Origin of the sequence: Vibrio sp. 10N.247.310.24, assembly GCF_041467175.1 — a bacterium.
GTDB classification, from domain to species: Bacteria; Pseudomonadota; Gammaproteobacteria; order Enterobacterales; family Vibrionaceae; genus Vibrio; species Vibrio tasmaniensis_A.
Map to the genome: position 1 here is coordinate 34,474 of NZ_JBFSUD010000004.1, position 19,086 is coordinate 53,559.

Consider the following 19,086-nt stretch of genomic DNA (forward strand, 5'->3'; position numbering starts at 1 on the left):
AGAGCCAGAGCCAGAGCCAGAGCCAGAGCCAGAGCCAGAGCCAGAGCCAGAGCCACAATTAACGACTAGTCATTATTCAAGCTACGCCGAAATACGCGCTGCAGAATTTGAAGTGCCGAATCTTGAGGATGTTCAGAAACTTCTGAGTCGTTTAGAAGCGACTAATGTTGTCGATGAGCTGAATCTAGATGAGTTGATGGATCGGAACACACAGCAAATTGCTCAGCAGGCAGACATGCAAATGTTTGACGCTGCAGTAGAGTCTGTTCAAGTGTCTGTAGATCCTGAAATTCAAGATTGGGATCTTCCAGAACCTGATTTATCAATTGCTGTAGATCCACCTGTTGAATCGCAGCAAATTGAAGAGTTACAAGCTGAATCGCTGGAGACGGAGCAAGTAGAAGTTAAGGCTACTGAACCCGATCTTGAATCTCCTCAAATTGAGCCATTTACCGAACTTGAAACTCAAGCTGGTGGAGCCGGTCAGTTTACATCATGGGAAACGACGGCTAGAACTGAAGATTTTCAAGTGCTGTATTTTGATGTGAACGGTGTGACGTTTGCTGTGCCACTTGATGAGCTCGGGGGTATTCATCGCCTCGAAGAGTTAAGTCATATTATTGGCAAACCTGCTTGGTATTTGGGGTTGCAAACTAATCGAGATAGTAAGCTAGACGTGGTTGATACCGCCAAATGGGTGATGCCTGAAAAGCTATTATGTGATGATTATAAAGAAAATTATCAATATATAGTCATGCTTGGCGAAAGCTTGTGGGGGCTTGCGAGCACAGAGCTTAAAGGTACCGAGCTGCTTAATACAGATAAAGTACGCTGGCGAGAAACGGCAGGGAAACGGCCATGGCTCGCTGGTATGGTAAAAGAAAAAATGTGTGCTTTGATCCATGTTGAAGCATTAACCGCCATGCTAAATGCAGGGCTAGACGTAAAAGCATTGGGCTAGTACTACGATTGGTACAATATAAGCATCAAGTTAACAACAGTGGTCGGTAACGACGGCAAGAGGATTATCTATGTCTCATATGAGTGAAGTTGAAGTAAGAAAAGATCAAACAAATGATGAAGTACTTCAATGGGTGACATTTCAACTAGAAGAAGAAACTTACGGCATCAATGTAATGCAAGTACGTGAAGTATTGCGTTACAGCGAGATTGCTCCAGTACCGGGTGCTCCAGACTACGTTTTAGGTATTATCAACCTGCGTGGTAACGTTGTTACTGTTATTGACACTCGTTCTCGTTTTGGTTTGATGCAAGGTGAAATCACTGATAACACACGCATTATTGTTATTGAGTCTGAGCGTCAAGTTATTGGCATTTTAGTAGATAGCGTTGCTGAAGTTGTTTACCTGCGTTCTTCTGAAATCGACACGACACCAAGTGTTGGTACTGATGAAAGTGCTAAGTTCATCCAAGGTGTTAGTAACCGTGATGGCAAGCTTCTTATCTTAGTCGATCTGAACAAGCTGTTAAGTGAAGACGAATGGGATGAGATGGCTCACCTGTAATGTTTGAAGCGCTTTCTTTAAACCCTATTGCTCTGATAGTCGGAGTTGGGGTTTTTACGTTATTCATCGTGATTTTGATTAGCAAAGTAAAAAGTGCAATTCAAAAGCAGATCGATACGTCACGCCTGCAAGTTCGTAACTTGGATAAAGAGCTTCAAAAATCGAGTAAGCAATTACTTGAAGTTCGCTCTGTTGTGGTTGGCCTTGGTCAGAAAGTGACGGAACAGCAAGATCTGATAAAACACTTGAATGAACGTATTGTTGAGTTGGAACATGCGGACACCGATGGGCGTTTGTATACACGTGCAACTAAAATGGTTCAGCTTGGGGCTGGGATAAACGAACTGATCGAAGAGTGTGAATTACCTAAGGCAGAAGCTGAGCTGATGATGTCTCTGCAGAATAAGCTCGCAGGTAAGGAAAAAATCCCTTCGTTAAGAAGTAATCCTTCATCGTATGATGAACAACCTGCATCCTCTCGTGATCGCAGAGACCCGACTCGACGTCGTTAAATTTAGCGCTTACTGCGTAATGAGCAATTGATGTTCATCACGCACACCTCTTAAAAGAAGCTTCGGCTTCTTTTTTTGTGCCAGTTATACCTATATAGAACGATGTTTATAAGTATTTGTATCTAATGCAATATCTTGTTTGTTGATGAAAATGTGTAAATTGTGATGCGGTGGTAACAGTTTCTTACGGAGTTTGTCCTTTCGAAAACGCCTAGTCCTGTTTTGTCACCTTATTGGTGTGCTACTATAGCCCCCTCATTACTCGACTAAATTTACCTATGCTAGAAGTCTCAAATTTAACTGCTATTCGTGACGACAGGGTTCTGTTTGAATCGTTGTCTTTTCAATTGAAACCCGGTGAACTGGTTCAAGTTGAAGGTCGTAACGGTACTGGGAAAACGACACTCCTTAGGATTATCACCGGGCTAGGCGACCGCGATGACGGCACTATCTCTTGGGATGGCGAATCTATTGAGTCGAACCGAGATATGTATCACCAAAATTTGCTTTTTCTTGGTCACCAAACTGGCGTGAAACGCGAGCTCAGTGCCTATGAAAATCTGAGCTTCTATCAATCGATTCACAGCAGTGGAACGAGTAAGGAAGAACTTTACAATGCATTGGCTCAAGTGGGGCTTGCTGGTAGAGAAGACGTACCAGCAGGGCAACTTTCAGCGGGGCAACAGCGCCGTGTGGCATTGGCTCGTCTTTGGTTGAGTAAGCAAATGTTATGGATTCTAGACGAACCGCTGACTGCAATAGACAAGCAGGGTGTTAAGGTTTTGGAGTCTCTTTTTTCTCAGCATGCAGATAAGGGTGGCATTGTGTTATTAACCACACACCAAGATATGTTTGCTGATAGCCCGAAACTAAGAAAAATAAAGTTGGGTGAGTAATATGATCTCTTCAATGACAACGATCATCCGACGTGAGCTATTGATCGCATTTCGTCGCCAAGCCGATATCTTTAACCCTCTGTGGTTTTTTATTATTGTCATCACCCTTTTCCCATTGAGTATCGGCCCTGAGCCAAACCTACTTGCACGTATTGCTGCAGGTATTGTTTGGGTAGCGGCTTTGCTTTCTGCATTGCTCTCTTTAGAGCGTTTGTTTCGTGATGATTTTCAAGATGGCGCGCTTGAGCAGATGATGTTGATGCCCATCCCGTTGCAGTTGGTAGTCTTGTCCAAGGTCATAGCGCACTGGTTATTGACAGGGTTACCATTAATATTGATCAGTCCGTTGTTGGCGGTACTGCTGTCCTTGGATTTCGATACTTGGTTATCGGTAGTCTTAACGTTATCGGTCGGTACGCCTGCATTAAGCTTTATTGGTGCGATTGGTGTGGCTTTAACGGTTGGGTTACAAAAAGGTGGTGTGCTGTTAAGTCTGCTTATTTTGCCGTTGTATATCCCAATTCTTATATTTGCTACATCAGCGATTGATGCCGCAGCGTTAGGCGTTGCGTATAACGGACAATTAGCGGTGTTAGGGGCAATGTTAATGGGCGCGATGACGCTCACCCCATTTGCCATCAGTGCAGCACTGAGAGTGAGTGTTAACTAGTTAATTACCTGGTTAAGATTAACTACGCACTCACCAGCACTTTGCATGTTCAAAGTGAACTATTTAAAGCCTTCAAACTCCTAGAGTCACTGAAAGAAGCTGTAAGCCAAATAAATTATAATAATTATAGCTGTGATAGCTGTAAGCAATATGAAGTAAGAGTGAGATTACAACATGTGGAAATGGCTCCATCCCTACGCCAAAGCAGAAACCTCTTATCAGCTTGCTGGTAAACTTCTGCCATGGTTTTCGATCCTAGCGCTATTGTGTCTATCCGCCGGTACTGTATGGGGGCTTGCATTTGCCCCTTCTGATTACCAGCAAGGCGATAGCTTCCGAATTATCTATATCCATGTTCCGTCTGCAATTTGGTCTATGGGTGTATACATGTCGATGGCAATTGCCGCCTTTATCGGTTTGGTATGGCAGGTAAGGCTGTCAGACATGGCTGCGTTGGCTATGGCGCCTATCGGTGCTGTATTTACCTTTATTGCGTTACTAACTGGCGCTGTTTGGGGTAAACCAATGTGGGGTGCTTGGTGGGTTTGGGATGCACGTTTAACCTCAGAGCTGATTCTTCTATTCCTATATTTAGGTGTTATTGCACTGCACCATGCGTTTGACGACCAAAAAACCGCAGCAAAAGCAGCCGGTATTTTGGCCATCGTTGGTGTCATCAACCTACCTATCATTCACTTTTCAGTAGAGTGGTGGAACACACTCCACCAAGGCGCAACAATTACTAAGTTTGATAAGCCTTCTATTTCAAGTGACATGCTATGGCCGCTTCTTCTTAACATCTTCGGTTTTGCCTTTTTCTTTGGTGCTGTGACTATGGTTCGTTTTAGAAACGAAATCATCAGTAAAGAGAGTCACCGTCCATGGGTTCGCAAGCTAGCGGCTAATAAAGCGTAGTAGGGTAGGTAATTATGTATTTTGAATCTCTGAGTGATTTCTTTGCCATGGGTGGCTACGCCTCATATGTATGGAGTGCATTTGGAATCACATTCCTCGCGATGATCATTTTACTGGTCGTAAGCGTTCGTCGTGGTAAGCAATTATTAAATGAAGTACAAGCTAAGATTGACCGTCAAGCTCGTATTGATGCAGCAAAAAATATGGAGAACACTCTATGAACCCAAGACGCAAAAAGAGGCTAGGCATTATCTTAGCGATCTTTTTTGGTATCAGTGCAACTGTTGGATTGATGGTTTATGCACTTAACCAGAACATGGATCTGTTCTACACGCCAACTGAGCTCGTCAACGGCAAAGATGGTAAAAAACCTGAAGTGGGTCAACGCTTACGTATTGGTGGCATGGTTGTAGTCGGCTCTGTAAGCCGTGACAATGAATCATTGCGTGTAAGCTTCGATTTGGCTGATGTAGGCCCTAAAGTGACGATTCTATATGATGGCATCCTTCCTGATCTTTTCCGTGAAGGCCAAGGTATTGTTGCTCAAGGTGTCCTTAAGGATGCAACGACAATTGAAGCGTTTGAGGTGTTGGCAAAGCACGATGAAGAATATATGCCTTCTGAAGTTGCTGAAGCAATGAAGAAAACTCATGAGCCTTTGCAATACACGACTGAACAAAAAGAAGGAAATGCTCAATGATAGCCGAGATCGGCCATTTTGCGATGATCCTGTCTTTGGGACTTGCACTGCTGCTAAGCGTGCTCCCACTGTATGGAGCCGCTCGAAATAACACATTATTGATGAACAGTGCACGACCGCTGTCGTGGGGTATGTTCGGATTCCTAGCGATTTCGTTCTTTATCTTGTGTTACGCGTTCTACACAAATGATTTTACGATTCAATACGTAGCAAGTAACTCGAATAGCCAACTGCCTTGGTACTACCGAATTACCGCGGTTTGGGGGGCTCATGAAGGCTCACTACTGCTTTGGGTTCTAATCCAAGCGGGTTGGACGGTAGCAGTTGCAACGTTTAGTCGTGGTATGCCTCAAGAGTCTGTGGCTCGCGTACTGGCGATTATGGGTTTAATTACTGTCGGCTTCTTGCTGTTCATTATCGTAACGTCTAACCCGTTTTTACGTACATTGCCTTTCTTCCCTGTTGATGGCCGTGACTTGAACCCACTACTGCAAGATCCGGGTTTGATTATTCACCCGCCAATGCTTTATATGGGTTATGTAGGTTTCTCGGTAGCGTTCTCTTTTGCAATCGCTTCTCTAATGAGCGGTCGTTTAGATACGGCATGGGCTCGTTGGTCTCGTCCTTGGACAATCGCTGCTTGGTTATTCCTAACAGTAGGTATCGCACTTGGTTCATGGTGGGCTTACTACGAACTTGGCTGGGGTGGCTGGTGGTTCTGGGATCCAGTAGAAAACGCTTCATTCATGCCTTGGTTAGCTGGTACTGCTCTAATGCACTCACTAGCGGTAACCGAAAAGCGTGGCACATTTAAAGCTTGGACAGTCTTGCTGGCTATCTCTGCATTCTCACTAAGCTTACTAGGTACATTCTTAGTTCGTTCGGGCATCTTGGTATCGGTTCACGCATTCGCGTCGGATCCTGCCCGTGGTATGTTTATTCTAGGTTTCTTAGTGTTCGTTATCGGTGGTTCACTGTTGTTGTTTGCTGTTAAAGGCGCATCGGTTCGTGTACGTGGTAACTTCGATTTGGTTTCTCGTGAAAACGCGCTACTCGGCAACAACATCCTATTGATTGCTGCACTTGTGGTTGTGTTAGTTGGTACCTTGCTGCCATTAGTTCATAAACAGTTAGGCTTGGGCTCGGTATCTATCGGTGCACCATTCTTTGATATGTTGTTCTTCTGGTTAATGATCCCGTTCTCGTTCCTATTAGGTATCGGTCCACTGATCCGTTGGAAACGTGACAACCTATCTAAGCTCGTTAAACCTATGCTGATCTCAGGTGTATTCTCACTGGGCTTAAGTGCGCTAATGGTTACGATTTTGGCTGACCGTTTCAGCGGTACCGCTTTTGCCGGTTGGGTAATGGCATTCTGGATTATCTTCATGCATGGCTTTGAGCTTCATGAACGTGCGACACACCGTCATACATTCCTGAAAGGCCTGACTAAGCTACCTCGTAGCCACTGGGCGATGATGTGTGGTCACATTGGTTTGGCCGTGACAGTGATTGGTATTGCGATGGTGCAAAACTACAGCATCGAACGTGACGTACGCTTAGCACCAGGTGAAAGCTACCAACTTGAAGAGTACAGCTTCCTGTTTACAGGAGTTCGTGACAAAGATGGCCCTAACTACGATGGTTACATTGCTGACTTTGAAATTACCAAAGAAGGCAAATACATCAACACGCTTCACGCTGAAAAACGTTTCTACACAACCGCTAAGTCGATGATGACAGAAGCGGCGATTGATCGTGGCGTAACGCGCGACCTTTACATCGCAATGGGTGAGCGTTTAGACGACAATAAATCTTGGGCTGTGCGTATCTACTACAAACCATTTGTACGTTGGATCTGGGCTGGTTCTCTGATTATGTCGATTGGTGGTGTTATTGCTATCAGTGACCGTCGTTACCGCTTCCGTAAGCCAACGAAAAAGTCTACTAAAGAGCAGGAGGCTTAATTCGAATGAACAAGAAGATTTTATTCATTCCATTGATTGCGTTCATGGTTCTAGCTGGAATCTTTGCGACTCAATTGATGCGTAACCAGTCGGGTGATGACCCGACTAAACTTGAATCGGTATTGATTGGTAAGCCAGTACCTGAGTTCGGTTTAGAAGACTTAGAGCAACCGGGTAAGTTCCATGATCAAGCTATCTTTAAAGGTGAGCCACTGCTTCTAAATGTGTGGGCGACTTGGTGTCCTACTTGTTATGCAGAGCACTCTTACTTGAATAAGTTAGCGGGTCAAGGCGTTAAGATTATTGGCCTTAACTACAAAGATGATCGCAATAAAGCGGTAGGTTGGTTAAAAGAGCTGGGCAATCCATACTTGATCAGCTTATTCGATGGTAACGGCATGCTAGGTCTTGACCTTGGTGTGTATGGCGCTCCAGAGACTTTCCTCATTGATGCTAACGGCGTAGTTCGTTACCGCCATGTTGGTGACGTGAACCCAACTAACTGGGCATCGACGCTTGAGCCGATGTACCAAGAGTTGTTGGAGGAAGCGAAATGATTAAGAAGACACTGATTGCTCTATTCGCTACATTTGCTATTTCGGCGACTGTTTCTGCTGCGCCTATCGAATTCCATGAATTTGATACCGTTGATCAAGAACAGCAGTTCAAAGAGCTAAGCAACACGCTGCGTTGCCCTAAATGTCAGAACAACACCATTGGTGATTCGAACGCAGAGCTTGCGGTTGATTTACGCCAGAAAGTGTATGAAATGACAAAAGATGGTAAGTCGAAGCAAGACATCATTGATTACATGATTGCTCGCTACGGTAACTTTGTTACTTACAACCCTCCACTCACATTAGCCACATCAATCCTTTGGGTTGGTCCGTTTGCGGTAGTCGTGTTTGGTTTCGGTTTGATCATTTTACGAAGCCGAAAGTCAAAGTCGAAAGCAGTAGAGTCAGATAAAGACTGGGATGCAGACAAAGAAGCTCGTTTAAAAGCGTTACTCGATGAAGAGAACGACGGAGATAAGAAGTAATGACTCTATTTTGGATTTCTACCATTATCCTTTCGCTAGCAGCTATTTTCTTAATTGTTCTGCCCTTCATAAATAAGAAGGCGAACAATGATGAAATGCTTCGCGACGAGTTGAACAAAGCATTCTATAAAGATCGTCTCGTTGAGCTCGAAGTAGAAGCAGAAGAAGGCCTTGTTGATAACCAACAAGAGCTGATCGCTGATTTGAAACAGTCTCTACTTGATGATGTACCTGCGCAGAAAGAGATGAAGAAGACCCAAATCTCAACATTGGGCGTCGTAGTACCATCTATTGTCCTAGTCGTGGTTGTTACATATGGTATGTACTTTCAGTTTGGTGCTCTGGATAAAGTCCAACACTGGCAAGAAGTGAGTTCAAACCTTCCTGAGTTGTCTAAAAAGCTAATGTCATCGGAAGGTGGTGCATTAACGGATGATGAACTAGAAGATTTGACTCTGGCACTTCGTACTCGTCTGCACTATCAACCAAAAGATTCGACAGGTTGGTTACTATTAGGTCGTATTGCATTGGCTAACCGCGACGCGGAAACTGCGAAAGATTCGATGCAAAGAGCTTACAAGCTTGAGCCAAAGAATGAAGATGTTCAGCTAGGTTATGCACAAGCATTGATGCTTTCACCTGATGATGCGGATCAAAACCAAGCTCGTTTAATTTTGAGCCGTTTGATTCAAAACGACTATGTTGATCTTCGTGTGTTCTCGTTGCTAGCGTTTGATGCGTTTGAGCGTCAATACTACCCAGGTGCTGTTAAGTACTGGAGCATCATGCAACAGATGATTGGTCCACAAGACAGTCGCTATGAAATGTTGTCGCGCAGTATTGAAAGTGCACAGAAGAAAATGGGCAATGCTATGGGCGTTGACCAAGGTAAAACTGTTGCTGTAACGCTTGAATTATCTGGTGATGTGAATGCTGCCCCTAGTTCAGTGTTGGTTGTATCAGTGCACAGAGCTGACGGCTCACCAATGCCGATTGCTGCGGCTCGTTATCCGCTAGGAACTTTCCCTCGTACTGTCGTTCTTGATGATGGCAACAGCATGTTGGAAGGGCAGAAGCTGTCCAGCCTTGAAACTCTAATGGTTAGAGCTAGGCTTGATACAGATGGTAACGTTTCAACTCGAGATGGTGATTGGTACGGTGAAAGTGAAGTGGTTGAACTGGGTGCCCCAGTTACCATTGATATCAATAAGCAATATTAATCATTACTTTGCATAGGTGTTAGCTATTCCGATTTATTAAAAAACGGTATAGACTTACGCAACCAATTGAGGCCAGCGATTGCTGGCCTTTTTTATTATTCCTTATGGAAAAGGTGATATGTCTATCAGTGTTTTAAGACTTTCGAGTTTACTCTTCATCGCAAGCTTAACGGTAGGTTGTTCGAGCGTACCAGATGAAAGCAATGGCGGTGATAACCTCGAAACCTCTGAATATGTCGAAGAGTCCCATCCGAACGACCCTTTTGAAGGTTTCAACCGAGCGATGTGGGATATCAACTACGAGTATCTCGACCCTTATTTGGTTCGACCTGTTTCTCTTGCCTATGTTGACTATACCCCTGTACCAATTCGCTCTGGTATTTCCAATTTTTTAGCCAACTTAGATGAGCCATCAAGTATGCTCAACAATCTCATTATGGGTAATGGTGGGAAAGCGCTTGATCATTTCAATCGTTTTTGGATTAACTCTACCTTTGGTCTTCTTGGTCTGATTGATATTGCTAGCGAAGCGGGGATCACCAAATATGACGAAAAGTCGTTTTCTGATGCGATTGGTCATTATGGGGTAGGGAATGGACCGTATTTTATGCTGCCGGGATATGGCCCTGTGACGACCCGACAAGTAACAGAGCAAGTGGATAGCTTATATGTACCTTTGTCTCTGTTTACCTTTTGGGCAAAGTTAGGGAAGTGGGCCTTTGAAGGTATGGAAACACGTGCTCAGTTGGCCTCGCAAGAAGCCTTATTAGATGACTCTCCAGATCCATATGCTTTGACTCGTGATATTTACATCCAACGTCAAGATTTTAAAGCTGAGATCGAGCCAGAAGAGGTTGATCTTGAGGAAGAAGATTTCATTGATGAGTATCTCGAAGATTACTAGAGACAAAGCTTAGATAAGCAGATAAGAGAAAGGCTCGATGTTAATTCAACATCGAGCCTTTTTAATGCTTTCTACTTTTCTACCTTTCGGTAAGTAGATAATTAGGTAACTAGCCTAGAAGCGGTAGTTAGCTTGGATACCGACTAACCAGATGCTGCCTGTCACTTCGCCTTCGAAGCTACCACCAAAGTAATCTGCTTTTGGATCTTTTTCATGCATTTTCGCGTCTTTCGCTAGAATGTAAGTGAAGCCTGCATCCAGAGTTAGCTGTTCAGACCATTGGTAGCCCGCACCAATACTTAACCAAGTGCGGTCTGTTTCTGGGATCGTCGCAGTACGGTGCTCTTCGCTTACCGCTGAAGTATCGTAGGCAATACCAGAACGTAGTGCTAGTTTAGGTGTCATTTGGTAAGTAGTACCGATTGCAAAGCGGTAGTTGTCTTCCCAGTTCTCTTGCTTGATCTCTACACTTTTTTCACCAGGGAAATTAGCAACAAGCTCTTTAAAGCTGCTCCAGTTCGTCCAGTTAATACTTGCGTGAACCGCTACAGTGTCTGTCAGCTGGTGGAAGCTAGCAAGTTCAGCTGTTGCCGGAAGAGCGAGGTCCATTGAACCACTTTTGTGTGCTTCTGGTTTTGTTGGGTTGAAACCAAAGCCTTTTGCATAGCCTTCTAAAGTCAGGTCAACTTCTGATTTGTAGGTAAAGCCAAGGCGGTTGTCTTCATTAATGTCCCAAGCGGTACCAACTTGCCAACCCCATGCCGTGTCATCACCTTCCATGTATTTCAGAGTTGTTCCCACAGGTAAAGTAGAAGCAGCAGTCGCACCAAAGCTACCTTCAGCCATGATGTAACGTACACCACCACCAATAGAAACACTCTCTAGCACTTGGTATGCAGCATTCAGGTTCAGCTCCATAGTAGTCACACTTGCTTCGTTACCATGGTTTGCACCGCCGAAGTCTTTACCTAGGTCCGTTGCCATACCGTAGTTTGTGCCTGCAGCAAAACCCAACGCAAATTTTTCGTTGTACTTATGAGAAGCATAAAAGTTTGGAATAAAAGCACTGTGCGCGAAGTCACTAGAGTTTGATGCTGTTGTACCACTGCGAGTTGTAGAAGTCCCTTCAATATCAATATTTGGGTCAACGTAGATACCACCAACAGAAACCTGTGTGCCTTCTAGGTAAGTCAGCATAGCAGGGTTACGCCATTGCGCGTCTGCACCGTCAGCCATTGCTGCTTCACCAGCGTAAGCACGGCCTAAGCCTGTTGCTGAGTATTCTGCTAGTTGAAAACCTGCCGCGTTAGTTACGGTAGAAGTCGAAAGTAATCCAACTGCCACTGCAGCAGATAGAAGAGTTTTATTCATTTTCATTATTATGTTCACTGAATCATAAGTATTTAGTGGCGTGATTCTACTTTTAGAGTTATTACTTTAAAAATGAAATTCGAATAAAACAGTGTTTTAGGGATTAAATGAGCAAATGTGTTTAATTATTAGAGAAATCATCTAAATGTTTCGGCTGTGTTGCGAAGTTTGAGCGTACACCTGTAGCTGTATATTTGCTCTGCAGGCTACAGTTGTAAGCTTAAATTTAGGTTGGTCAGTGGTTTAGGAAAACAAAAAAGGGTCGCACAATGCGACCCTTTGGGATTATAGCTAACTTTATATTAGAAGCTGCGGCTGTACTGAAGACCTAATAGGATTGCATCAGCATGTGTCGTCGCTGTTAGTGGCGTACCTGAAGAGGTTTCTGAAACCTTCACATCGTCACCTAACAAGTATGTAAAGCCGAAGTCTACGTTTGAAGCGGTATCAATGTGGTAAGTGAAACCAGCAGAGAACCACTGACGGTCTGAATCCGGAACAGAGATAGATGTCAGTTCGTCTTGCGCACTGGTGTCATACATGTAACCGGTACGTAGTGTCCACGTATCGTTTAGGTAGTAAGTACCACCAATTGCGTAGTGCCAACCATCTTGCCATTTGTATTCTTTATTGTAGCTACCATTTGCCCCACCAACTGGTGATGTTGCTAGATCTAAGTTTCTAAATTCGATCTGGTCGAAGTCACCCCAGCCGATCCATTGTACAGAGTAGTGAACTGCGAACTTAGTATCTTCAATTTTGTGGAAACCAGAGAATTCAGCGATGTCTGGTAGTGGTAGCGTGATTTCTTGGCCCTTGTCATCTTTAGCGGTGATTTCAGGGCTATAACGGTACGCTAGACCAAAACGGTTGTTTTCATCTAGCTCATAAACAGTACCAACGTTAAAGCCAACAGCCCAACCATCAGCTTTGTCGACGTTTAATAAAGAGGTGCCTGCCGGTGGAATTCCCTTAGATGGATTTCCTTTACCAAAACCAGCACCAGCGGTACGTTTCATCGTACCTTGACCATAAATAAGGTCTAAACCTGCACCGAAGCTCCATTGGTCGTCTAGTCGGTAAGAACCTGCAAGACCAAAGTTGACGCTCTTAACATCCGTTAAGCCACCGTATTCAGCTGCCGGGTAGTTGTCGTCAAACTCTGTTTTAGTACCGAAGTTTGAGTAGGCATTGATACCCCAAGCAAATTTATCATTTACTGGAACGATTAAGTGGATGTTAGGCGCGATAGATGTATCACCTACATCATCAGTATTATTTACTGGCACTTGACCACCAACGTAGTTAACGTCGTTGACTTCAATCATTGAAGTGATGCTTTCAAAACCAAGAGATAGCTCAGTTTTATCAAATAGTGCCATTGCTGCAGGGTTACGTGCCATTACTGACGCGTTATCTGCGATTACTGCATCACCAGCAAAAGCACGGCCGATGCCGGTTGCTGATTGTGCGTTAAGTTGGAAACCTGCTGCCATCGCTTGCGAAGATGCCAGTGTGATTGTTACTGCTAAAAGAGACTTTTTAAACAGACGCGTGTTGTTGGTAGTCATTCATTTATTCCTTTATATATCCGCCTCTACAGGGCGATTAATTTGAGCAATTGCTCAATGTTGGCTGATCCTATTCGGAAGTATACGATATACAAATCCGACCATTGGAAATTTTGAGGGTAAAATTATGGAAATGACGCCTATCTGGCACGAAAATGGAGAGAAATGCTGTTTTTTAGAGTTTTAACTCTAGAGGTATTGGTGTGGTGAATGGCTTTGCGATTTATTGATAAGTAAAGCCCAGCAATATCAGTGATATACTTGCTGGGCCTTTTGTTACGGGGCTTTGAGAGCAAATTAGCTCATTGGTTTGATCATTTTTGTCAGCTTTTCGGCGATTTTAGAGACATCCTCGCCATCTTCCCCTACAAGGATCAAACTGCTGCCATCGATCGGTGTTACCGAGCCTGACATGCCTTTTTCATCAAAGTCGATAGACTTGTCAGTCGGAATGCCAGTTAAAAACAGCGTGACTTTGCCTTTTTCGCCTTGGAAAACCATGTGCATTGCGTTGGATTTGCCAAAACCACAGTGGTTCAGGTAATAGACGTGGTAAGGGAAGGCTTCATCAAACTGAAAAGCAAACGGGTTCATTTTTGCGTTGATTTGTTGAGATGATACATTTTCATCAAGTGCACTAACGAAGCTCTTTTCATCAACAACATGTTTCATTGCAGTATCCGCCAAGCTTGCTTGAGCTGGAGATACCAACGCGTTGCTCCAGTTGACTTGACCAACCAATAAACCTGCAACGAATGCCACAGAAGCAGCCATTGCCATCGCTCGTCGAGCAAACGTAGGCCTTACTACTTTGCTCTCTTCGCTTGAGGTCTGATTGAATAGGATACGATCTGCCAGATCGTCTGGCACATCCACATTCAATGCTGAATGGATTTGCTTATCAAGTGATAGTACATCGTCTAAGAAATTACTATTGGCTTCACTATTCGCTGCTGCATCAATAATGTCTTGTGTACGTTGCTTAGGTTCCGACAATACACGACGACGAAATTCCAAATCATCCATTATGTTGCCCCCTCTCTGCCTCTTCTGTATCCAGCATCTCTTTCAACTGATTTCGAGCTCTGAATAAACGTGTCATCACCGTATTTTTGTTAAGATCGAGAATATCGGCGATCTCATCACCACTAAAACCACCAATCACTTGTAAGAAGAGGGGTTCACGGTATTCGATTTCAAGTTTCATGATCTGCGCTTGCAACCATTGGTGTTGATGATGTGGGTCATCACTGATGCTAGCATCGTTACCATGATCGTCGATATCAACCAGATCAAATTGTTTGCGTTCAAAACGTCGAGCATTCTCGCGGCGCAAGATAGTAATCAGCCATGACTTTGCGGCTTTTTCATCTTGTAGGCTATCGAGTGACTTCCATGCACGAAGGCAAGTTTCTTGAACTAAATCTTCGGCAATGCTTTTGTCTTTGCATAGCCAATAGGCATAGCGAAAGAGGTCACGATGATAGGCGCGCACGAGTGCTTCGTATTTTCTTTGTTTGTCCATATCAGAGTTGACCGGACGCTTGGCTGTTTTCTTTCCAAACATTTTTATTATTGACACACGAGCCTCCATAATTGCTCTGCGTATAGCTGTCTTCTATACGTTGTGCTTCGTTATATATGCTGTTTCGTTTTTAGGGCTAACGTCGGCAGGAAGTCGTAAAATTACATTAAAATTGATCTACTTCAAAATTTAAGCCCTCGAAAACGCTATAGTACACCTTGTCGTCTAGTTAGTCATTCGTGGCTAGCATGTTGAGCAAGACGACACTTCCTTTTGAAGGCTGACTTTACTTTCTCCTAATCAGGAAACTGATTATTTCAATTGGCGTTAAGTTAATTGCTTTATATACATTCCGACCACACAGTTTTGTGTGGTTTTTTTTGCCTTAAGAAAAACATCCCTTACATAGCGATAACAGCTTTGCTTGCAATAGTTTAGTATCTTACGACAACCTTTCCCTCAAAAAGGTTCGCCTGAATGTTCAGTTAGATTTTCAAGCAGTGGGATACTCGTATCACGTTTATTTAAACGCCTGTTTGATTTAATTAACAACTTGTTTACAATACTTCAGGTCAGACCTCTTAACCTTAAGGAGAAACCATGGGCAAACAGGAAGTCAAAACGCGTTCTGGAGAACGTGTTGCCGTTGTCGCTGGACTACGAACCCCATTCGCTCGTCAGAGCACAGAATTTAGCCAAGTGCCTGCGGTTGACCTAGGCAAAATGGTGGTGAGCGAAATGCTTGCAAGAACTGATGTCGATCCTGCGCTTATCGAACAAGTCGTGTTCGGCCAAGTAGTGCAAATGCCAGAAGCACCGAACATTGCACGTGAAATCGTGCTGGGTACAGGTATGGACATTATTACTGATGCCTACAGTGTGACGCGAGCATGTGCGACTAGCTTCCAAGCTGCAGTCAACGTGACCGAGAGCATTATGGCTGGCACGATTGATGTTGGTATTGCGGGCGGCGCGGATTCTTCTTCTGTATTGCCAATCGGTGTTTCGAAAAAGTTAGCGGCGAACTTATTAGCACTGAGTAAAACGAAAACCATAGGTCAAAAACTGAAGATTCTTAAAACATTTTCAGTCAAAGATTTGATGCCAGTACCACCAGCAGTCGCAGAATACTCGACAGGTTTGTCTATGGGACAAACTGCTGAGCAGATGGCTAAGACACATGGTATTACTCGCGAAGCTCAAGATGCACTTGCTCACCGTTCTCACTCTTTGGCTTCTCAAGCATGGAAAGAAGGCAAGATTAAAGACGAAGTGATGACGGCATTCCCCGCGCCTTATAAAAAGTACCTAGCAGAAGACAACAACATTCGCCACGACTCGACGGTTGAAGGTTACGCTAAATTGCGCCCTGCATTCGACAGACAATACGGCAGTGTAACGGCAGCCAATGCCACGCCTCTCACCGATGGCGGTGCCGCAGTGATGTTGATGCGCGAAGGAAAAGCGAAAGAGCTAGGCTTAGAAGTGCTTGGTTACATTCGTGGTTACGCGTTCTCAGCGATTGGTGTTGAAACGGATATGCTGATGGGGCCGACGTACGCGACCTCTCAAGTATTGAAGAACACAGGACTAGAATTATCAGACCTAACACTTATCGAGATGCATGAAGCGTTTGCAGCTCAAGTTCTGGCTAACGTCAAAATGTTCGCAAGCGATGAATTTGCTCAGAAGAATCTTGGCCGTGACAAAGCGATCGGTGAGATTGATATGGAGAAGTTCAACGTGTTGGGTAGCTCAATTGCTTACGGACACCCGTTTGCAGCGACTGGCGCGCGTATGATGACTCAGACACTGCGTGAACTTAAACGTCGTGGTGGTGGCCTAGCATTGAATACTGCTTGTGCGGCTGGTGGCTTAGGTGCAGCAATGATCTTGGAGGTGGAATAATGTCTACGACTCTTGATGTGAAAAAAGAAAAGAAAGCAGTCAAAAAAACGGATTCAAAGCCAGTGACTGTATCTAAAAGTGATAAGACGGTTTCAAACGATGAAGCCGTAAAACCGGCGACCGCGTTTTCTTTAACTATCGATGACCAAGATATTGCATGGCTTGCGATCGATGTACCAAACGAAAAAATGAACACGCTACAAGCGGCGTTTGCCGAAGAAATGAAAGCAATCTTCGAGCAGTTGAAGGAAAAGCAAAGCCGAGTTAAAGGCTTAATCGTTCATTCATTGAAGCCAGATAATTTTATTGCTGGCGCTGATGTTCGAATGCTTGATGCCTGCAAAACGGCTGATGAAGCACAATCTCTCGCTCGTCAGGGGCAAGAGATGTTCCAAGCGCTTTCTGATTTACCTTATCCTGTTGTCGCAGCGATTCACGGCCCATGTTTAGGTGGTGGCTTAGAGCTAGCACTATCGTGTGATTACCGTGTATGTACAGACTCAGACAAGACTCGCCTTGGCTTGCCAGAAGTCCAACTTGGTCTGTTACCCGGATCTGGTGGTACGCAACGTCTTCCTCGTCTTATCGGTTTACTGCCTTCTCTTGACCTTATTCTTACGGGTAAGCAACTGCGCGCTAAAAAAGCGAAATCGCTAGGTGTCGTGGATGCTTGTGTGCCAGAAACTATCTTGCTGGAAGTTGCTAAGAGCTTTGTTGAAAAGAACTCAGGCGGGAAAAAAGGTAAGCGCTTGGCGTCTAAAAGCCAAGCTTCGGCCAAAGAAAAACTAATCTCACGTACGGGTCTTGGTCGCAAGGTTATTTTTGAACAGGCTTCAAAGAAGACCAATCAGAAAACACGCGGTAATTACCCAGCCGCTGATGCGATTCTTGATGTGATTCGTTATGGCTTAGAGAACGGCTTTGATAAAGGTCTTCAGTACGAAGCGAAGCGTTTCTCTGAACTGGTAATGACTTCCGAATCTAAAGCCCTTCGTTCGATTTTCTTTGCAACGACTGAAATGAAAAAAGAACACGGAGCAGACGCAGAACCGAAAGCGGTTAAGCGTGTTGGTGTGCTAGGTGGCGGTCTAATGGGCGCTGGTATCAGCCACGTCAGTGTTGCTAAAGCGAAAGTACCGGTTCGTATTAAAGATGTATCTAATGAAGGTGTGCTCAATGCGCTTAACTACAACTACAAGTTGTTCGATAAGCAGCGTAAACGTCGTATTCTGAGCCGAGCTGGCCTTGAAAGTAAGATGCTTCAGCTTTCTGGTGGTATCGACTTTACAAGCTTTAACCATACTGATGTTGTGATTGAAGCGGTATTTGAAGATCTCGACCTTAAGCAATCAATGGTTGCAGACATTGAAGCCAATGCCAAGTCAGAGACTATCTTTGCGACCAACACGTCTTCACTGCCAATCCATAAGATTGCAGAGAAGGCGCAGCGACCAGAAAACGTAGTCGGTCTTCACTACTTCAGCCCAGCAGAAAAAATGCCACTGGTTGAAGTTATTCCTCATGAAACAACGTCAGAAGAGACGATTTCGACGGTTGTTGCATTAGCGAAGAAGCAAGGTAAAACACCGATTGTTGTTAAAGATACGGCTGGCTTCTACGTAAACCGTATTCTTGCTCCATACATGAATGAAGCTGCGCATCTGTTATTGGCAAATGAGCCGATTGAAAAGCTCGACAGCACGTTGCTGGACTTTGGTTTCCCAGTTGGCCCTATTACTTTGTTAGACGAAGTCGGTGTTGATATCGGTGCGAAGATCATCCCGATTCTAGTTAATGAATTAGGCGAACGTTTCCAAGGCCCTGATGTGTTCGACATTCTTTTGAATGACAACCGTAAAGGCCGTAAGAGTGGCAAAGGTTTCTATACTTACAAAGGTAAGAAGAAGGAAGTCGATAAGTCAGTTTACAAACTGCTTAAGCTGCAACCTGAACCTAAGCTAAGCGATAACGACATCGCAATGCGTTGTGTGTTACCAATGCTCAACGAAGCAGTTCGTTGTCTAGACGATGGCATTATCCGTAGCCCTAGAGATGGCGATATTGGTGCTATTTTCGGTATCGGTTTCCCGCCATTCCTAGGTGGTCCGTTCCGTTATATGGATCAAGTGGGTATTAAGTCATTGGTAGAGATGATGAACGACTTCGCTAAGAAGTACGGCGATCGTTTCGCGCCATGTGATGGCCTACTGACACGTGCTGGATTGGATGAGTCTTTTTATAAGTAACTCTTTCGATTAGTAACTTTCTAGCACTTTGATTATAAAGCCCGTATCAAGCAATTGATGCGGGCTTCATTTTTATGGGAGTATGCAAAAGAAAGGAGATTCCCGATTCAGTC

At 44.3% G+C, this 19,086-nt stretch carries 19 protein-coding genes; 15 read left to right on the top strand and 4 right to left on the bottom strand.

All coding sequences use genetic code 11. The annotated features are described in order from the left end of the window. The 13 genes from AB6E08_RS02135 to AB6E08_RS02195 form a co-directional block, all read left to right on the top strand. Window positions 1-961, top strand: a 961-nt coding sequence (locus tag AB6E08_RS02135) for a chemotaxis protein CheW (protein WP_371703119.1), incomplete at its 5' end; no start/stop codon positions are given. Window positions 962-1,031: 70 nt separating this feature from the next. Beyond that, window positions 1,032-1,526: a chemotaxis protein CheW gene (locus tag AB6E08_RS02140; RefSeq protein ID WP_009848530.1), complete on the top strand. Its 495-nt coding sequence runs from the start codon at window positions 1,032-1,034 to the stop codon at window positions 1,524-1,526. Further along, window positions 1,526-2,038, top strand: a complete 513-nt coding sequence (locus AB6E08_RS02145) for a DUF2802 domain-containing protein (RefSeq protein WP_372043856.1) — start codon at window positions 1,526-1,528, stop codon at window positions 2,036-2,038. Before AB6E08_RS02140 ends, AB6E08_RS02145 begins: the two co-directional genes overlap by 1 nt. 278 nt (window positions 2,039-2,316) lie before the next feature. Then, a complete protein-coding gene (ccmA, locus tag AB6E08_RS02150) occupies window positions 2,317-2,934 on the top strand; it encodes a cytochrome c biogenesis heme-transporting ATPase CcmA (protein WP_372066510.1) in 618 nt (205 codons plus the stop codon). Window position 2,935: 1 nt separating this feature from the next. After that, entirely contained in the window at window positions 2,936-3,604 is a 669-nt protein-coding gene (gene ccmB, locus AB6E08_RS02155) for a heme exporter protein CcmB (RefSeq protein ID WP_009848527.1), read from the top strand. A 174-nt stretch (window positions 3,605-3,778) separates the two neighbouring features. Further along, the gene (locus AB6E08_RS02160) at window positions 3,779-4,519 is read left to right on the top strand and encodes a heme ABC transporter permease (protein ID WP_009848526.1); all 741 of its coding nucleotides are present in this window, start codon (window positions 3,779-3,781) and stop codon (window positions 4,517-4,519) included. Between the two features lie 14 nt (window positions 4,520-4,533). Next, entirely contained in the window at window positions 4,534-4,740 is a 207-nt protein-coding gene (gene ccmD, locus AB6E08_RS02165; protein ID WP_009848525.1) for a heme exporter protein CcmD, read from the top strand. Next, window positions 4,737-5,219 carry a cytochrome c maturation protein CcmE gene (gene ccmE, locus AB6E08_RS02170; RefSeq protein WP_009848524.1) on the top strand — a complete coding sequence of 161 codons (483 nt, stop codon included), beginning with the start codon at window positions 4,737-4,739 and terminating at the stop codon, window positions 5,217-5,219. The genes ccmD and ccmE overlap by 4 nt, the downstream gene beginning before the upstream one ends. Continuing rightward, a complete protein-coding gene (locus AB6E08_RS02175) occupies window positions 5,216-7,186 on the top strand; it encodes a heme lyase CcmF/NrfE family subunit (RefSeq protein ID WP_009848523.1) in 1,971 nt (656 codons plus the stop codon). Before ccmE ends, AB6E08_RS02175 begins: the two co-directional genes overlap by 4 nt. A 5-nt stretch (window positions 7,187-7,191) precedes the next feature. Next, complete coding sequence (locus AB6E08_RS02180; RefSeq protein ID WP_009848522.1) at window positions 7,192-7,743, top strand: DsbE family thiol:disulfide interchange protein; 552 nt, start codon at window positions 7,192-7,194, stop codon at window positions 7,741-7,743. Beyond that, the gene (locus tag AB6E08_RS02185; protein ID WP_009848521.1) at window positions 7,740-8,228 is read left to right on the top strand and encodes a cytochrome c-type biogenesis protein; all 489 of its coding nucleotides are present in this window, start codon (window positions 7,740-7,742) and stop codon (window positions 8,226-8,228) included. Before AB6E08_RS02180 ends, AB6E08_RS02185 begins: the two co-directional genes overlap by 4 nt. Then, window positions 8,228-9,448, top strand: coding sequence for a c-type cytochrome biogenesis protein CcmI (gene ccmI, locus AB6E08_RS02190; RefSeq protein WP_372066505.1), 1,221 nt, complete (start codon window positions 8,228-8,230; stop codon window positions 9,446-9,448). Before AB6E08_RS02185 ends, ccmI begins: the two co-directional genes overlap by 1 nt. Window positions 9,449-9,566: 118 nt before the next feature. Next, window positions 9,567-10,352: a VacJ family lipoprotein gene (locus AB6E08_RS02195; protein ID WP_009848519.1), complete on the top strand. Its 786-nt coding sequence runs from the start codon at window positions 9,567-9,569 to the stop codon at window positions 10,350-10,352. Window positions 10,353-10,466: 114 nt separating this feature from the next. Here the strand turns inward: AB6E08_RS02195 and AB6E08_RS02200 are convergent, their stop codons facing one another. The 4 genes from AB6E08_RS02200 to AB6E08_RS02215 form a co-directional block, all read right to left on the bottom strand. Further along, window positions 10,467-11,729, bottom strand: coding sequence for an outer membrane protein transport protein (locus AB6E08_RS02200; RefSeq protein WP_372066502.1), 1,263 nt, complete (start codon window positions 11,727-11,729; stop codon window positions 10,467-10,469). Window positions 11,730-12,025: 296 nt separating this feature from the next. After that, window positions 12,026-13,294 carry an outer membrane protein transport protein gene (locus AB6E08_RS02205; RefSeq protein WP_009848517.1) on the bottom strand — a complete coding sequence of 423 codons (1,269 nt, stop codon included), beginning with the start codon at window positions 13,292-13,294 and terminating at the stop codon, window positions 12,026-12,028. 297 nt (window positions 13,295-13,591) lie between these two features. After that, window positions 13,592-14,320, bottom strand: coding sequence for a DUF3379 domain-containing protein (locus AB6E08_RS02210; protein ID WP_009848516.1), 729 nt, complete (start codon window positions 14,318-14,320; stop codon window positions 13,592-13,594). Then, window positions 14,313-14,861 (bottom strand): sigma-70 family RNA polymerase sigma factor, encoded by a 549-nt coding sequence (locus AB6E08_RS02215; RefSeq protein ID WP_009848515.1) that lies wholly within the window; start codon window positions 14,859-14,861, stop codon window positions 14,313-14,315. The genes AB6E08_RS02210 and AB6E08_RS02215 overlap by 8 nt, the downstream gene beginning before the upstream one ends. Before the next feature lie 558 nt (window positions 14,862-15,419). Between AB6E08_RS02215 and fadI the strand changes: the two genes are divergently transcribed. Next, complete coding sequence (fadI, locus tag AB6E08_RS02220) at window positions 15,420-16,727, top strand: acetyl-CoA C-acyltransferase FadI (RefSeq protein WP_372066497.1); 1,308 nt, start codon at window positions 15,420-15,422, stop codon at window positions 16,725-16,727. Beyond that, window positions 16,727-18,973, top strand: a complete 2,247-nt coding sequence (gene fadJ, locus AB6E08_RS02225; RefSeq protein ID WP_162924267.1) for a fatty acid oxidation complex subunit alpha FadJ — start codon at window positions 16,727-16,729, stop codon at window positions 18,971-18,973. Before fadI ends, fadJ begins: the two co-directional genes overlap by 1 nt. Window positions 18,974-19,086 lie beyond the last annotated feature (113 nt).

What these genes read in the sequence shown, in the direction of transcription:
- AB6E08_RS02140 (WP_009848530.1), top strand. Translation starts at nt 1,032, where the DNA reads ATGTCTCATATGAGTGAAGTTGAAGTAAGAAAAGATCAAACAAATGAT.
- AB6E08_RS02145 (WP_372043856.1), top strand. Translation starts at nt 1,526, where the DNA reads ATGTTTGAAGCGCTTTCTTTAAACCCTATTGCTCTGATAGTCGGAGTT.
- ccmA (WP_372066510.1), top strand. Translation starts at nt 2,317, where the DNA reads ATGCTAGAAGTCTCAAATTTAACTGCTATTCGTGACGACAGGGTTCTG.
- ccmB (WP_009848527.1), top strand. Translation starts at nt 2,936, where the DNA reads ATGATCTCTTCAATGACAACGATCATCCGACGTGAGCTATTGATCGCA.
- AB6E08_RS02160 (WP_009848526.1), top strand. Translation starts at nt 3,779, where the DNA reads ATGTGGAAATGGCTCCATCCCTACGCCAAAGCAGAAACCTCTTATCAG.
- ccmD (WP_009848525.1), top strand. Translation starts at nt 4,534, where the DNA reads ATGTATTTTGAATCTCTGAGTGATTTCTTTGCCATGGGTGGCTACGCC.
- ccmE (WP_009848524.1), top strand. Translation starts at nt 4,737, where the DNA reads ATGAACCCAAGACGCAAAAAGAGGCTAGGCATTATCTTAGCGATCTTT.
- AB6E08_RS02175 (WP_009848523.1), top strand. Translation starts at nt 5,216, where the DNA reads ATGATAGCCGAGATCGGCCATTTTGCGATGATCCTGTCTTTGGGACTT.
- AB6E08_RS02180 (WP_009848522.1), top strand. Translation starts at nt 7,192, where the DNA reads ATGAACAAGAAGATTTTATTCATTCCATTGATTGCGTTCATGGTTCTA.
- AB6E08_RS02185 (WP_009848521.1), top strand. Translation starts at nt 7,740, where the DNA reads ATGATTAAGAAGACACTGATTGCTCTATTCGCTACATTTGCTATTTCG.
- ccmI (WP_372066505.1), top strand. Translation starts at nt 8,228, where the DNA reads ATGACTCTATTTTGGATTTCTACCATTATCCTTTCGCTAGCAGCTATT.
- AB6E08_RS02195 (WP_009848519.1), top strand. Translation starts at nt 9,567, where the DNA reads ATGTCTATCAGTGTTTTAAGACTTTCGAGTTTACTCTTCATCGCAAGC.
- AB6E08_RS02200 (WP_372066502.1), bottom strand. Translation starts at nt 11,729, where the DNA reads ATGAAAATGAATAAAACTCTTCTATCTGCTGCAGTGGCAGTTGGATTA.
- AB6E08_RS02205 (WP_009848517.1), bottom strand. Translation starts at nt 13,294, where the DNA reads ATGACTACCAACAACACGCGTCTGTTTAAAAAGTCTCTTTTAGCAGTA.
- AB6E08_RS02210 (WP_009848516.1), bottom strand. Translation starts at nt 14,320, where the DNA reads ATGGATGATTTGGAATTTCGTCGTCGTGTATTGTCGGAACCTAAGCAA.
- AB6E08_RS02215 (WP_009848515.1), bottom strand. Translation starts at nt 14,861, where the DNA reads ATGTTTGGAAAGAAAACAGCCAAGCGTCCGGTCAACTCTGATATGGAC.
- fadI (WP_372066497.1), top strand. Translation starts at nt 15,420, where the DNA reads ATGGGCAAACAGGAAGTCAAAACGCGTTCTGGAGAACGTGTTGCCGTT.
- fadJ (WP_162924267.1), top strand. Translation starts at nt 16,727, where the DNA reads ATGTCTACGACTCTTGATGTGAAAAAAGAAAAGAAAGCAGTCAAAAAA.